The organism is Actinoplanes sp. L3-i22 (genome assembly GCF_019704555.1).
Classification (GTDB): Bacteria; Actinomycetota; Actinomycetes; order Mycobacteriales; family Micromonosporaceae; genus Actinoplanes.
In genome coordinates, this window is sequence record NZ_AP024745.1 from 10,001,988 (window position 1) to 10,016,784 (window position 14,797).

Below are 14,797 nucleotides of genomic sequence, written 5' to 3' on the forward strand. Positions count from 1 at the left end.
GACCGATCCGGGTACCTGCGGCGCATCCCCGGTTCCCCCCGGCTATGGAGGCTCTCGATGCGCATTGGTTCGGTCATCATCGTCATCTGGTTGCTGCTCGGGCTCGTCGCGGCGTACCAGCGCGGCTATTTCAAGGACACCGGCGACGCGAGCTGCGCGGAAGCCGGCACCGTGATCGTCACTACGTTGGCCGGGCCGCTGAACTGGCTCGGCGTCAACCCGAAGATCAAGTGCGAGGTTCCGCCGCCGTCGAAGTGATGGTGGTGGTTCGCGTGTGGGCTTTCGGGTCTGGGCCGGGTCTTCGTCGCCCCTGAAGTTGTGGGGGGTGTCGGGGCCCGGCTTTCGGCTTCCGTTTTCGCTTTTCGGGGGCGTGCTTCGCTTTTCGGGCTGGGCTTTCGTTTCGGGCTTGAGCTGGAGCGCGCTCCAGGTCCTAGCGTCCTGGTCATGGAACTGCGGAACTTCGGGAGACTCGGGCAGATCAGCGCACTCACCCTGGGCGGCGGCGGCATCGGCGGCGTCTGGGGCACGACCGATCGGCGCGAGGCGGTGGCCACCGTGCACGCCGCCCTCGACGCCGGCATCACGATGCTGGACCTGGCGCCGGCCTACGGCACCGACTTCGAGGCGGAACGGGTGGCCGGCGAGGCCCTGCGCGGCTCCGCGACGGACGTCCTGATCACGTCCAAGGTCGGGCTGCCGGACGACACGTCCCGGGACTTCGCGGCCCGCATCCGGAGCGGCCTCACCGCCAGCCTGGCCCGGATCGGCCGCGACCACCTCGACCTCTTCCTGCTGCACACCCAGATCCGCGCGGCGGCCGCGGTGCCCGAGACCATCGGGTGGGACGAATATCACGAGGCCGCCGCCGAGTTCGAGCGGCTACGCGACGAGGGCCTGATCCGGGCCTGGGGCATCACCGCGGTCGGCCATCCGGACCGGGTGATCGACGCGCTCGGCGACGCGCCCCGGCCGGACGCGGCGCAGGTGATCGTGAACGCGCTCGACCTCAACGGCTGGTGGTACTTCGACGGCGTCCGGCCGAGGAGCGACGACATCGTCCGCTCCGCGAACGAGAACGGGGTCCAGGTCATGGGCATCCGCGCGGTCGCGGCCGGGGCACTGACCTCGGGCATTGACCGTACGACCGAGGCCACCGACCCGGTCGCCCACGACTTCGCGCGGGCCGGATCGTTCCGGAAGCTGGCCGCGGAGTGGGGCACGTCGCCGGCCACGCTGGCGCATCGGTTCGCGCTGTCGGCGCCGGGCGTGTCGACCGTCGTCCTCGGCGTGAAGAACCGTGCCGAGTTGGACGAGTGCCTGGCGGCGGAGGCGGCGGGGCCGCTGTCGCCGTCCGAGATGGACGCCCTGTGGGCGTTGCGAACCGCCCGCTGACGCGTTCTCGCTTTGGGGCTCTGCTTTTTGTGGTGCCGGGCGCGTTGCTTGATCGGCAGCGCGCCCGGCGCTCTTTTCCAGGGCTGTTTTCTCAGCGCACCCAGGGCGGGCTGATCTTCGTGCCGTCGGGCATGGCCGCCTCCAAGCCCACGCTGGTGGTCACCCACGCCGCGGCCGGCTCGGCGCTCTCGTTGTCGATCCCGAACTCCGCACCGACCGGCACCCGCAGCACGTCCCCCGGCCCCAAGTCCTCGGCCACGCCGTCGAGATGAACCCGGACCTGCCCGCTGAGCACCAGGAACACTTCCTCCCGGCTGACCCGGTGCCGGACGCCCCCGGTCCCACCGGCGATCTCCAGCCGCCAGGCGCAGAGCTCCGCACTCCCGATGGACGGCGCAACGTACGAGTGAAAGGCCGAACCGTGCAGACGATGCACCACCGCATCGTCCCGACGACGAATCCCCATCGTTCCCCCTCAGTTTTAGTCAAGCTGCTTGACCAAATAGTCAACCAGCTTGACCGTCATGTCAAACTCATTCCGTGCGACGTGATCTTCTAGACCTGCCGGTGCTGCTGCTCGGCGCCGCATCCGCCCTGGTCGACGGCATCCACGAGGGCGTCCGGGCCCGCGGCTTCACCGACCTGCGCCCGGCCCACGGCTTCGCCTTCGTCCGCCTCGCCCCGGACGGCGCCACCATCGTCGACCTGGCCGACCACCTGGGCGTCACCAAGCAGGCCGCCAGCCAGATGGCCGACGAGCTGGTCCGCAAGGGCTACGTCGAGCGCCGCCCACACCCGGCCGACGCGCGGGCCCGCCTGCTCACCCTCACCGACCGGGGCTGGGCCTGCACCCGCGCCGCCGACGAGGCCGCCACCGCCGTCCTGCAGCCGTGGGCCGACGCCCTCGGCCCGGCCCAGCTGTCAACGGTCCGCGCCGCCCTCACCCGCCTGACCATCCCCGGCCGAATCCGCCCGACATGGTGACCTCCCCCACTCCCGCCGCTCTTTCCCCCACCCCCGCCGCCGGCCCCGCGCTCTCCCCAGACCCTGGCTGGCCGGATCCGGCCGGCCAGGGTTCCGTCCGTCCCGCTCTCGGCTGGCGCTGAGGGCTGCTTCAGCCCGGCGGGACAACCCTCAGGACCAGCCGAGAGCGCGACCCGCGCCGCCGGCCGGACCCCACGCCCGCTCGCGGGCTGCGGCGCCACGCACACTCGCAGGCTGCGGCGCCACGCACACTCGCGGGCTGCGGCGGCACGCACACTCGCAGGCTGCGGCGGCACGCACACTCGCGGGCTGCGGCGGCACACACGCACGCGGGCTGCGGCGGGCACGCGGGCTCGCGCTCGGCCTCGGTCCCGCCGTGAACGGCGGTGCAACGCGAACCGCCCGCCGGGAGGACCCGGCGGGCGGTGGTGAAGCGAGTGCGTCAGTCGCGTTCGATGTGGTGGCCGATCAGCTGCGGCCCCATGATGACCGCCGCCCCGGAGCCGTCCCGCCGGGCGTCCAGCTCGGGAAGCTCGACCGGGTCGCCGGTGCTGGTGGCGCCGGCCGGGCGCGGGCCGACCCAGGCGACGACCAGCTCGGTCTCGCCCTTCAGGAAGCGCTGGACCCGGACCCCGCCGGTGGCCCGGCCCTTCGCCGGGTACGACGCGAACGGCGACACCTTCACCTGGGTGCCGGTCGACGTGACGACCATCGGCTCGCCGTGCGACGCGTCCGCCGTGTCGACCACGTTGAACGAGATGACCGACGAGTCCACGGTCAGGTTGATGCCGGCCATGCCGCCGCCCTTGAGCCCCTGCGGCCGCACCAGCTTGGCCGGGAAGCGCAGCAGGCTCGCGTCGGACGTGACGAAGACCAGCGACTCGGCGCCGTCCCGCAGCCAGGTGGCCTGGAGGACCTCGTCACCCTCCTTGAGGGTGATCACCTCGAACTCGTCGGACCGGACCGGCCATTCCGGGGCGCACACCTTGACCACGCCGTACTTCGTGCCCAGCGCGAGCCCGGGCGAGTCGCCGCCGGTCAGCGGCGCCAGGCCGACGACCTTCTCGCCCTTCTCCAGCGGCACCAGCTCGGAGGCGGACATGCCGCCGCGCAGCGACACCGTGCCGGACTGCTCGGGCAGCACCGGCAGCGGCAGCACGTCGGTCTTGAACGCGCGGCCCCGGTTGGTGACCAACAGGATCCGGCCGCGGGCGGTGGAGTGGATGATCGCGCGGACCGCGTCGTGCTTGACCCGGCCGCTGCGTTTGCGGCCGCCCTCGGCGGACTCCTCGCTCTCCGCGGCGGTCCGGGCGATCAGCCCGGTGGCGGAGAGGATCACCTGACAGGGGTCGTCGGCGACCTCGAGCGGCCCGGCCGGCGCGGACGCGGCGAGCACCTCCTTGAGGTCACCGTCGATCAGCGTGGTCTGCCGGGGGCGGGCGAACTCACTGGTCACCTCGGCCAGCTCGTCGGAGACGACCTGCTTGAGCACGTCCTCGTTGTCGAGGATCCGGCTCAGCTCGGCGATCTCACCGCGCAGTTTCTCCTGCTCGGTCTCCAGCTCGATCCGGTCGAAGCGGGTCAGCCGGCGCAGCGGCGTGTCCAGGATGTACGTCGCCTGGATGTCACTGAGCCCGAACTCGCTCATCAGGGACGCCTTGGCCGCCGCCGCGTCGTCGCTGGCCCGGATGATCGCGACCACCCGGTCGATGTCGATCAGGGCGATGAGCAGGCCGTCGACCAGGTGCAGGCGGTCCTGACGCTTGGTGCGCCGGAATTCGGTACGGCGGGTGACCACCTCGTACCGATGCTGGACGAAGACCTCGAGCAGCGCCTTGAGCCCGAGGGTCTGCGGCTGCCCCTCGACGAGCACCAGGTTGTTGATGCCGAACGAGCTCTCCAGCGGGGTCAGCCGGTACAGGTCGGCGAGCAGCGCCTGCGGGTTGACGCCGACCTTGCACTCGATGACCAGCCGGGTGCCGTGTTCCCGGTCGGTGAGGTCCTTCACGTCGGCGATGCCCTGCAGCCGGGGGGCCTGCCGCTGCCCCCGGCGCGGGCCGGAGGTGAGCAGCTTGCCCTTCACCTCGTCGGTGATCGCCTCGATGATCTTCTCGGTGCCGATTCCGTACGGCAGTTCGGTCACCGTGATCGCCTGCCGCCCGCGGCCACCCTCGAGCAGGCCGGTCTGCGCGCGGGCCCGGATGCGGACGACGCCACGACCGGTCTCGTACGCCCGGCGCACCTCGTCGAGGCCGAGCAGCTGACCGCCGGTGGGCAGGTCGGGCCCGGGCACGAAGCGCATCAGCTCGTCGAGGTCGGCCTCCGGGTGGGTGATCAGGTGCTGGGCGGCCGCGACCACCTCGCCCAGGTTGTGCGGGATCATGTTGGTGGCCATCCCGACCGCGATCCCGGACGTGCCGTTGACCAGCAGGTTCGGGAACGCGGCGGGCAGCACCTTGGGCTCGAGGTCGGAGCCGTCGTAGGTGGGCTTGAAGTCGACCGTGCCCTCGCCGAGCTCGCCGACCAGCAGCATCGCCTCGCGCGACATCCGGGCCTCGGTGTACCGCGAGGCGGCCGGGCCGTCGTCCGGCGAGCCGAAGTTGCCGTGCCCGTCGATCAGCGGCGTGTTCAGCGAGAAGTCCTGGGCGAGCCGGACCAGGGCGTCGTAGATCGCCACGTCGCCGTGCGGGTGATATTTACCCATCACGTCGCCGACCACGCGGGCCGACTTCACGTAGGCCCGGTCCGGGCGGTGGCCCTGCTCGGACATCGACCAGAGGATGCGCCGGTGGACGGGCTTGAGCCCGTCACGCGCGTCCGGCAGCGCCCGGGAGTGGATGACCGAGTAGGCGTACTCCAGGTAGGAGTCCTCCACCTCGGTGGTGAGCGGATTGTCGATGACCCGGGCGCCGGCCTGGTCGAATGCGGACAGGTCGACGCGGTTCTCGGTCTTGCGGCGTGCCACTTCTCAACAACCCCTCAGGCGTCGATCGTCTCTTGGTCGATCCGGCCGGCGGCCTCGATCAACCAGTTCTTCCGGGGTTCGACCCGCTCGCCCATCAGCAGCTCGAGCGTCGCCTCGGCGCGCTCGGCGTCGTCCAGTGTGATCCGCCGGACGGTCCGGGTGGCGGGGTTCATCGTGGTGTCCCACAGCTCGTCGGCGTCCATCTCGCCGAGACCCTTGAACCGGCTCACCGGGGCCAGCGACTTGCCGGCCCGCTGCAGCTTGCCGAGGGTCGCCTCCATCTCCTGCTGGGTGTAGGTGAAGAAGGTCTCCGGGTTGCGGCCCTTGGTGGTCATCTTGTGCAGCGGCGGCATCGCGGCGAACAGCCGGCCGTCCTCGATCACCGGGCGCATGTACTTGGCGAACAGGGTGATCAGCAGGGTCCGGATGTGCGAGCCGTCGACGTCCGCGTCGGCCATCAGCATGACCCGGCCGTACCGCATCGAGCCGATGTCGAAGGTGCGGCCGGAGCCGGCCCCGAGCACCTGGACGATCGCCGAGCACTCGGCGTTGTCCAGGACCTGCTGCATGCTGGCCTTCTGCACGTTCAGGATCTTGCCGCGGATCGGCAGCAGCGCCTGGTATTCCGAGGAGCGGGCCATCCGGGCGGTGCCGAGCGCGCTGTCCCCCTCGACGATGTAGATCTCGCTGCGGGCGATGCCGGTGGTGCGGCAGTCGACCAGCTTGGGCGGCATCGAGGCGCCCTCGAGGGCGGTCTTGCGGCGGGCCGCGTCCTTCTGCTGCTTCTGGGTCAGCCGGACGCGGGCCGCGTCCACCACCTTCTGCAGGACGGTGCGGGCCTCGGTCTTGGTCCGCCGATCGTCGATCCAGCCCTTCACGTACGCCTCGACCAGGGCCTGCATGACCCGGGTGACGCCGGCCGTGGAGAGCTCGTCCTTGGTCTGCGAGGTGAACTGCGGCTCCGGCACCCGCACGTGGATGACCGCGGTCATGCCCTCCAGGAGGTCGTCCAGGACGGGCGGCTCCTCCTTCGGCTTGAGCAGGCCACGGGCGTTGCGGATGGCCTCGGTGAGGGACCGCACCAGGGCCCGCTCGAAGCCCTTGCGGTGGGTGCCGCCGTGCACGTTGCGAATGGTGTTGGTGAAGCACTCCACGGTGCGCTCGTAGCCGGTGCCCCAGCGGAAGGCGATCTCCACCTGGGCCTCGCGGACCACGTTGGACTGCATCACGCCGTTCGCGTCGGCGGCGTTCTCCTTGTACGTCCCCTCGCCGTTGATCAGCAGGATCCCGGAGACCGGCTTCTCCGCGGCCGGGGTCAGGAACTCCACCATGTCGGTGAGCCCGTTCGGGAAGTGGAACGTCTCGGTGGCCGGCTCCTCCGCGGTCGCGTCGAAGAGCGTGAACTGCACGCCGGCGACGAGGAACCCGGTGTTGCGCAGCTTGGTCCGGACCGCGTCGACGTCCAGCCGGGCGCCGGTCTCGAAGTAGCGGGCGTCGTACCAGTACCGCGTGGAGGTGCCGCTGGGCTCGCCGCGCTTCATCCGGCGGGCGATGCGCAGGCCGGCCTGCGGGGTGAACGGCGCGGTCGGCCCGGGGCCGTCGAACACGCCGGGCACGCCGCGCTGGAAGGAGATCTCGTGCACCTTGCCGTCGCGCTTGACGGTGACGTCGTAGCGCAGCGAGAGCGCGTTCACCGCGGAGGCGCCGACGCCGTGCAGACCGCCGGAGGCCTTGTAGCCCGAGCCGCCGAACTTGCCGCCGGCGTGCAGCCGGGTGAGCACCAGCTCGACGCCGCTGAGGCCGGACTTGGCGTGCACGTCGGTCGGGATGCCCCGGCCGTCGTCGTCGACCTGCACCGAGCCGTCGCTGTGCAGGGTCACCGCGATGCGGGTGGCGTGGCCGCCGACCCCCTCGTCGGTGCAGTTGTCGATGATCTCGTTGGCGAGGTGGTTGATGCCCCGGCTGTCGGTCGACCCGATGTACATGCCTGGGCGTTTCCGGACAGCGTCCAGCCCTTCCAGGTGCGTGAGGTCGTCAGCCCCGTACAAGGTCTCTGGCTGTGCGGTCACAGGCTGGCTCTCCCGGTCGCCCATCGGTGGTCAGAACGGCGCGAGCCTACCCGGCCCCTCCGACACTTCTGCCCCAGGCGAGCCAGGTCATGACCTGTCAGGCCGAAAATTCGGGAAAAAGGTTACAAAAAATGGCTAGCGAACCCCAACGAGGCGGGAAGACTGGGGGTGTAGCGCACGCCACAGATCCAACGGGTACGACTTGCCCGGCACCGAGACCGGAGGCATCTCCTGATAGGCGATGAGCTCGTCGGTGACCTCCCGGGTCGCCGAGCAGACCACCACCGTGTCGTGCGGGGCGTAGGCCTGCAGCCGCGCCGCGGTGGCCACCACGCTGCCGCTGATCATCCCGTAACCGCCGTCGAAGGTCATCAGCGGATCCACGATCACCTCACCGGTGGCCAGCCCGACCCGGGTCCGCACACGGTGCCTGCCGGCCAGGAGACGCCCCCTCAACGCCCCCTGGACCGACAGGCCCGCGCGCACGGCCGAGGCGGCCGCCTCCGGCTCGAAGCCGTCCTCGCCGGCGCCGAAAACCGCCATCACCGCGTCGCCGACGTACTTCTCGACGATGCCGCCACACTCCCGGACCACTCCGGCCACCGCCGAGAAGTAGTCCCGCTGCAGGGCCCGGACCTCCGCGCAGTCCAGCCGGTCCACCAGGGCGGTGAAGCCGACGATGTCGACGAACAGCACGGTCACGGTTTGCCGCCGCTCCTGAATGGTGTCGATGGTGATGGTGGTCATGTCTCACGCTCCCCCCAGAGCACTGCGTTGACCGGGAGAACGGTGCCAGCCGGGCCGGGCGCGCGGATCCGCAGAACGACGTATCTCTGACAGCATCAACGCTCGTCATTTTTGTGACGCAGAACAGTCCGAACCGACGACAACGTGGTAGGTCCTTTCGCATTAGGCTGCCGGACATGGCCAGCCAGGGGGACGACGGGCCGCTTGTCGGGCGCACCGGCACGCTGGCCGACCTTCAGTCCAACCTGCGCAACGTCGGTCCTGGTGGGACAGCCGCGGTCTTCCTGACCGGGGAGAGCGGCGTCGGCAAGAGCCGGCTGCTGCGGGAGACCGCCGACGCGTTGCGCGGTGGGGGTTTCGCGGTGCTCTTCGGCACCTGCCTGGACATCGGCGACGCGTCGCCGCTGCACCCGGTGCTGCAGGCGCTGCGCCGGCACGACAGCGCGCCGGCCACCGCGGCCGGCGACGCCGGCGCCCTGCTCGAGCGGGTGTCCCGGGACCTGCGCGCGATCGCCGGCGACCAGCGGCTGCTGCTCGTCCTCGACGATCTGCAGTGGGCCGACCGGAGCACCCGCCAGCTGCTGCTCTACCTGCTCGCCGGGCTGGGCGACGTGCGCGTGTCGGTGCTCGCCGCGATCCGCGCCGAGGCCCTGCACGGCACCCATCCGCTGCGCCGGGTGCTGGCCGAGCTGCGCCGGCTGCGCTCGGTGCGGGTGGTCGACCTGGCCCCGCTGAACCAGGACCAGACCCGGGAGCTGGTCAGCGCGATCGTCGGCCGCGCGGTCGCCGGGGAGGACGCCGACCGGGTCTACAAGCGCAGCGGCGGCAACCCGTTCGTCGTCGAGGAGCTGGCCCGGGATCTGCGGGACGGCCGGGTGGAGCTCTCCGACACGCTCCGGGAGATCTTCCTGGCCCGCATCGACGAGCTCCCACCGAACGCGCACGCCGTGGTGAACGCGCTGGCCGCGGGCGTCGAGCCGGTCGAGCACGCGGTGCTGGCCCGGGTGGTCCGGCTGCCGGAGGACGAGCTGCTGGAGGCGATCCGCTCCGCGGTGGCCTACCGGTTCGTGGTCGGCGACGGCGAGGGCTACCGGTTGCGGCACCGCCTGGTCGCCGAGGTGCTGGAGCAGGAGGTGCTGCCCGCCGAGGCGATCGCCCTGCACCGGCGGTACGCGGAGGCGCTGGAGTCGTGCCCGGGTGAGGCGGATCACGCCCGGCTGGCCCACCACTGGCAGCGGGCCGGGCTGCCGGCCCGCGCGCTGCCGTCGGTGATCGCCGCGGCCCGCTCCGCCGAGGGCCTGTACGGCTTCGCCGAGGCGCATCGCCACTGGACCCTCGCGTTGCGACTGACCGGGGAGGACTCGGCCGACCGCACCGAGCTGCTGGGCCACGCCGCCGAGTCGGCGCACCAGTGCGGCGAGCACCTGCTCGCGCTCTCCCGCCTGGCCGAGCTGGCCGGCCGCAAGGACGCGCCGACCGAGTGCGAGCTGCACCTGCGCCGCGCGCGCTACCTCGCGGCGGCCGGCCGTTCGGAGACCGCCGAGCAGGAGTACGAACTGGCCCTGAGCTCGCCGGACTGCACGCCCCGGCTGCGCGCCACCGCCGCCGCCTACCTGGCCGAGCTGCTGCTGCACCTGGGGCGCTACGCCGACGCGAACCAGCACGCCCGGGACGCGCTGGAGCTGGCGGCGATCAACGGCTCGACCGCCGACCTGGTCCGGGCCAGCGCCGCGCTGGGCTTCAGCGCCGCGTTCCGGGAGGACCCGGACGCCGGCCTGGCGGTGATCCGGCACGCCGTGGAGATCGCCGAGCGCTCCGGCCACCCGGACGACCTGGGCGTCGCCTACCTGCACCTGGCCGAGTTGCTCACCGGCCCGCTGAACAGCATCGAGGAGGGTGTCCTGGTGGCCCGCCGGGGCGCCGAGCGGCTGGCGTCGCGCGGCGTCGGCCGCAGCTACCAGACCCGGCTGCTGGCGATCGCCGGCAACGGCCTGTTCCGGATCGGTCAGTGGGCCGAGGCGGACTCGGTGCTGGAGGAGGCGATGCGGCACCGCCCGTCCGGCGCGGACGCGGTGGAGGTGCTGCTCGCCCGGAGCCGGCTCTGGGTCGGGTTCGGCGAGGTCGACAACGCCCGCCGGGACCTGGACGCGGCGGCCACCCTGCTGGCCGGCGGCGGGGCGCGGCACGTGCTGCCGATGCTCACGCTGCGCTCCGGCCTGGCGATGTGGCAGAAGGAGCACGCCGCCGCGCGCGCCGCGGTGCAGCGGGGTCTGACCGAGACCCGCTCCGACGACCTGGTGCTGCTCGGCGTGCTGGCCTGGCACGGGCTGCGCGCCGAGGCCGAGGCGCACGTGGACGGCGCGCCGGTCGACCCGCTCGCGCTGCGCCGGCTGCGGACCGTGGTCGGCCGGATCGAGGCCGGGGCGAACGCCGCGCCCGAGGTCCGCGCGGTGCTCGACGGCTACCTGGCGCTCTGCACGGCCGAGCTGAGCCGGGTCGAGGACCGGCAGGACCCGGAGCAGTGGGCCCGGGCCGCCGCGATCTGGGACCGGCGGGAGCAGCCCTACCCGGCGGCGTATTCGCGGTTGCGGCATGCCGAGGTAGCGCTGGGCCGCCGGGCCCGGCGGACGGCCGCGGTCACCGGGCTGCGCCAGGCGTTCGCGACCGCGGTCGCGATGGGCGCCCGCCCGCTGGCGAACGAGATCAAGGGCGTCGCGCAGCGGTTCCGGGTCTCCCTGGTGGAGGACGCGGACACCGTCGCGATGCTGCCGCCGGAGCCGGATCAGGGTGATGAGCTGGCAGTTCTCACCGGCCGGGAACGTGAGGTGCTGGCCGCGGTCGCGGAGGGCCTGACGAACCGGGAGATCGGCGAGTTGCTGTTCATCAGCGAGCGCACGGTCGGCGTGCACCTCGGGCACATCTTCGACAAACTTCAGGTACGTACCCGCGTACAGGCGAGCCGGGTTTATCTAACCGCGGCGTGACCAGGCAATCGTTATGCGCCCGTGACATACGTACGCGGAATACGTCGTTCTACCGATCCCCTCGTCCGTCGTCGGTGAAAGGCTGGGCGCACGGGGGAGCACCGCCCGGTGGTCTGGGACCGCCGGGCGGTGCTGGGGGCCCCTCCGCACATCTGCAAGTCGTGGAGGATCCGATGACCCAGCCCATCTGGGGACCAGTGCAAGCCGAGATGTCCGTGATCCTGCGGGAGCATCCGGACGACGTGCCCGCCGTCGTCGCCCAGCTCGGCGCGCTGCAGGACGTCCTCTGCCAGGTGCCACCGCTGTTGAACGGCAACCCGCTGGCCGATTTCAACAAGCTCTACCTGGCGATCACCGAGAACGTGCTGGACCGGCTCTACGCGGGCCGGTTCAAGGATCCGGCGTTCCTGTCCCGGCTGGACGTGGAGTTCGCCGCGCGGTATTTCGACGCCCTGCGCTACTGGACCGAGGGCAGCCCGGCCTGTCCCGGCGTGTGGGCCGGCCTGTTCCACCGGATTCCCGGGCCGGATCCGCGCCCGCTGCCGTCCGCGGTCGCCGGCGTCAACGCGCACATCAACTTCGATCTGCCGTTCGCGCTGGTCACCACGTTCGACCACCTGGGCTCCGACCCGATCGACGGCAGCGACCAGCACCACGACTACCTGCAGGTCAACGACATCTTCGCGGAGGAGATCCCGGGCCTGCGCCGCGGCTATCTGGACCGCTGGCAGCTGCTCATCGACACGATGAACGGCGAGCTCGACGACTGGTGGCAGGGCGAGATGGTGGACTACACCCGCAACGTCGCCTGGCGCAACGCCCAGAAGATCTGGGCGATCCGGCACGACCTGATCGCGCTCGACACCGAGCGCCGCCGGCTCGACCGGACCGCCACCGGCCTGGGCAAACTGCTGCTCTCGCCGTTCGCCGACTTCCTGCAGTGACTACGGCTTCTTGAGCACGATCAGCCGGGCCGCGGTCGCCGAGCCGTTCTGCACGCCACCGATGCCGACCTCGACGCCGGACTTCAGCGCGGCCCGGTCCACGGCCTTGCGCTGCTGCACGACGCGCAGCGGGTCGCCGTAACTCCAGGTGAGCTTGAAGCCGTCGGTCGACTCCACGGTCAGGCTCTTGTCGTCAACCGCGGTGATCTTCCCGCGCTGCACGACGATCGTCTTCGTCTCGTCCTTGACCTGCACGGTCACCTCGCCGTGCAGGGCGTTGCGGCGCAGGAGCTGACGGACCACCCGCGGGCGGACGCCGTCCTTCGACTTCACGCTCGGTGACGGATCGGTGTCCGCGTCGGTGGTGAAGCCGACGGTCTGCAGGGCGACGGCCTCGGAGGCCACGTCGCCCATCGCCGGGGTCTCCGTCGCGGCTGCGCCGCATCCGGCCAGGGCGAGGGTCACGGTCGCGGCGAGGATCAGGGCTTTCCCGCTTCGATTCATGGGTACGACGATGGACCCGCCCCGATCGGCGAAAGTCAGCCGATTGTTCGAGCCCGGTAAAGAAGCGCCACGACTCACGGCGCCCGGTAGGGAAGCTCCACCGTGAACATCGCCCCGCCCTCCGGGGCGTGCCCGGCCGCGATCCGCCCGCCCAGCCGCCCGACCAGGCGCGCCGCCAGCGCCAGCCCGAGCCCGCTGCCGACCTTGCGGATGCCCCGGTAGCGACGGTTCAGCGCGCCCCGCTCGAACGCGACGGCCAGGTCGTCGTCGGTGAAGCCGGGCCCGCCGTCCCGCACCTCGACCACCCCGCCGGACTCCCCCGCCCGCACCGCCAGGACCAGCGGCGCGCCGGCCGGGACCACGCGCAGCGCGTTCTCGCACAGCCCGTCGAGCACCTGCCGGATCCGGCCCGGGTCGGTCGCCACCGTGACCGGGGTGTCCGGCAGCTCCACCGAGAGGCTCGGCCCGTCCGGCGCACAGCGCGCCGACCAGGCCGTCCCGGCGTCCCGGACCAGCTCGGTCAGGTCCACCGAGACCACGTCCAGCGGCAGGTCGGCGGCCTCCAGGCGGGACAGCACGAGCAGGTCGGAGATGAGCCGGTCGAGCCGGTCGGCCTCGGCCATCATGGTCGCCCCGGCCTGCGGCGCGCCGTCCGCCCCGACCACCCCGTCGGCGAGCGCCTCGGCGTAGCCCCGGATGGTGGCCAGCGGCGTACGCAGCTCGTGGGAGACCGACAGCAGGAAGTCGCGTTCCCGGCCCTCGCTCGTCTGCAGGGCCGCGGCCAGCTGATTCACCGCCTCGGCGAGGTGGACCGCCTCGGCCGGCCCGTGCCGGGCGATCCGTACCGACCGGTCGCCGGCGGCGAGCCGTCCGGCGGCGGCCGCGGCCAGCTCGATCGGCTTGGTGACGAACCGGGCCAGCAGCGCGCCGGCCAGGACCCCGCCGAGCAGGCCGGCCAGCAACGCCCACCAGACGCTGCCGAGCACCTGCAGGCCCAGGCCGAACGAGGCCGGCCGGGTCAGCACCACACCGGCGTCCACCCCGGGCAGCGGCCGGCCGGCGATGAACGAGGCCCGCTCGCCGACCAGGCCACGCATGTCGACCAGGTTGCCGGCGGTCACCTGGGCGACCACCCGCGGCGGCAGGCCCTGATGATCCGGGATCCCCCGCCGGATCAGGTAGATCTCGATCTGGTCCCGGCGCAGCCGCTGGGCGATCCGCTCCCGGGCGGCCGGGCGCTCGTCGTTCAGCAGCTCCACGGTGATCGCCGACTTCTCCATCAGCTCCGCGCGGACCTGGGTGTTCACCGAGCGGACCGCGACCGGGATGGCGACCAGCGCGGTGATGATCACCGAGACGACCGCGGTGGCGGCGGTGACCAGGACGGCGCGGCCGGTCAGCGTGCGGAAGAAGTCACGCATCGGCGGTGTATCCGACGCCCCGGACGGTCCGGATCAGGCCGGCCGCGTCGCCGAGCTTCGCGCGGACCTGGGCGACGTGCACGTCGACCGTGCGGGTGCCGGCGTGCGAGGCGTAGCCCCAGACCGCGGCGAGCAGCTCCTCCCGGGTGAAGACCCGGCCGGGCCGGCCGAGCAGGTGCGCCAACAGATCAAATTCGGTCGCGGTCAAGATCAAAGGCCGATTTTGTACGGCCGCGGCACGCCGCCCCTGATCGAGCGTGAGCGGGCCCAGCGTGCGGACCCGATCGGTTTCCGGCGGACCGGCCGCGCGCCGCAGCAGGGCCTTGACCCGGGTGACCAGCTCGCGCGGGCTGAACGGTTTCGTCACGTAGTCGTCGCCGCCGAGCTCCAGGCCGAGGATCCGGTCCACCTCGTCGTCCCGCGCGGTCAGGAAGATCACCGGGGTCCAGTCGCCGTCGGCGCGCAGCCGGCGGCAGATCTCGGTGCCGTCCAGGCCGGGCAGCGCGATGTCCAGGATGCACGCCACCGGCCGCAGCCGCCGCGCCGAGGCCAGCCCGGCCACGCCGTCGTGCTCGACCTGCACGCCGAAGCCCTCCCGGCTCAGGTAGAGCCGGACCAGGTCGGCGATCGGCCGCTCGTCCTCGACGACCAGGACGAGCCCCTTCGACGTATCGGTCACGGCTCACATCATGCCGCCGGGGCAGGGCGGCGAACGTTCGGGCAACGTAAGGGATGTCGCTGGGACGGGTGAACTCCGGAATTCACCCGGAGGCCCTCCGGGTCACGG

12 protein-coding genes are annotated in these 14,797 nt (G+C 72.0%); 5 read left to right on the forward strand and 7 right to left on the reverse strand.

The genetic code is table 11. The features are described from left to right. Positions 1 to 57: 57 nt before the first annotated feature. Both L3i22_RS44435 and L3i22_RS44440 read left to right on the forward strand, forming a co-directional pair. Positions 58 to 258 (forward strand): hypothetical protein, encoded by a 201-nt coding sequence (locus L3i22_RS44435; RefSeq protein WP_221323441.1) that lies wholly within the window; start codon positions 58 to 60, stop codon positions 256 to 258. Positions 259 to 444: 186 nt separating this feature from the next. Further along, on the forward strand, positions 445 to 1,392 hold the full coding sequence (locus L3i22_RS44440; protein WP_221323442.1) for an aldo/keto reductase: 948 nt from the start codon (positions 445 to 447) through the stop codon (positions 1,390 to 1,392). Positions 1,393 to 1,483: 91 nt separating this feature from the next. Here L3i22_RS44440 and L3i22_RS44445 read toward each other — a convergent pair whose 3' ends face one another. Next, a complete protein-coding gene (locus L3i22_RS44445) occupies positions 1,484 to 1,858 on the reverse strand; it encodes a cupin domain-containing protein (protein WP_221323443.1) in 375 nt (124 codons plus the stop codon). Positions 1,859 to 1,932: 74 nt separating this feature from the next. Between L3i22_RS44445 and L3i22_RS44450 the strand changes: the two genes are divergently transcribed. Further along, positions 1,933 to 2,376, forward strand: a complete 444-nt coding sequence (locus tag L3i22_RS44450) for a MarR family winged helix-turn-helix transcriptional regulator (RefSeq protein WP_255657619.1) — start codon at positions 1,933 to 1,935, stop codon at positions 2,374 to 2,376. Between the two features lie 442 nt (positions 2,377 to 2,818). Here the strand turns inward: L3i22_RS44450 and L3i22_RS44455 are convergent, their stop codons facing one another. From L3i22_RS44455 to L3i22_RS44465, 3 genes are all read right to left on the reverse strand, one after another. Then, the gene (locus L3i22_RS44455) at positions 2,819 to 5,341 is read right to left on the reverse strand and encodes a DNA topoisomerase (ATP-hydrolyzing) subunit A (RefSeq protein ID WP_221323444.1); all 2,523 of its coding nucleotides are present in this window, start codon (positions 5,339 to 5,341) and stop codon (positions 2,819 to 2,821) included. Positions 5,342 to 5,355: 14 nt separating this feature from the next. Beyond that, positions 5,356 to 7,434 (reverse strand): type IIA DNA topoisomerase subunit B, encoded by a 2,079-nt coding sequence (locus tag L3i22_RS44460; RefSeq protein WP_221323445.1) that lies wholly within the window; start codon positions 7,432 to 7,434, stop codon positions 5,356 to 5,358. Between the two features lie 111 nt (positions 7,435 to 7,545). Beyond that, positions 7,546 to 8,157 carry an adenylate/guanylate cyclase domain-containing protein gene (locus L3i22_RS44465; RefSeq protein WP_221323446.1) on the reverse strand — a complete coding sequence of 204 codons (612 nt, stop codon included), beginning with the start codon at positions 8,155 to 8,157 and terminating at the stop codon, positions 7,546 to 7,548. Positions 8,158 to 8,333: 176 nt separating this feature from the next. On the opposite strand from L3i22_RS44465, the gene L3i22_RS44470 reads away from it, so the two are divergent. Then, positions 8,334 to 11,141 (forward strand): AAA family ATPase, encoded by a 2,808-nt coding sequence (locus L3i22_RS44470; protein ID WP_221323447.1) that lies wholly within the window; start codon positions 8,334 to 8,336, stop codon positions 11,139 to 11,141. A 173-nt stretch (positions 11,142 to 11,314) separates the two neighbouring features. Next, complete coding sequence (locus L3i22_RS44475; protein WP_221323448.1) at positions 11,315 to 12,085, forward strand: DUF5995 family protein; 771 nt, start codon at positions 11,315 to 11,317, stop codon at positions 12,083 to 12,085. On the opposite strand, the gene L3i22_RS44480 is transcribed toward L3i22_RS44475, so the two are convergent. From L3i22_RS44480 to L3i22_RS44490, 3 genes are all read right to left on the reverse strand, one after another. Then, positions 12,086 to 12,589, reverse strand: a complete 504-nt coding sequence (locus L3i22_RS44480; RefSeq protein WP_221323449.1) for a hypothetical protein — start codon at positions 12,587 to 12,589, stop codon at positions 12,086 to 12,088. It abuts the gene before it with no gap. A gap of 74 nt (positions 12,590 to 12,663) precedes the next feature. Beyond that, positions 12,664 to 14,010, reverse strand: a complete 1,347-nt coding sequence (locus L3i22_RS44485) for a sensor histidine kinase KdpD (protein WP_221323450.1) — start codon at positions 14,008 to 14,010, stop codon at positions 12,664 to 12,666. Next, positions 14,003 to 14,689 (reverse strand): response regulator transcription factor, encoded by a 687-nt coding sequence (locus L3i22_RS44490; RefSeq protein ID WP_221323451.1) that lies wholly within the window; start codon positions 14,687 to 14,689, stop codon positions 14,003 to 14,005. Before L3i22_RS44490 ends, L3i22_RS44485 begins: the two co-directional genes overlap by 8 nt. Positions 14,690 to 14,797: the final 108 nt, after the last annotated feature.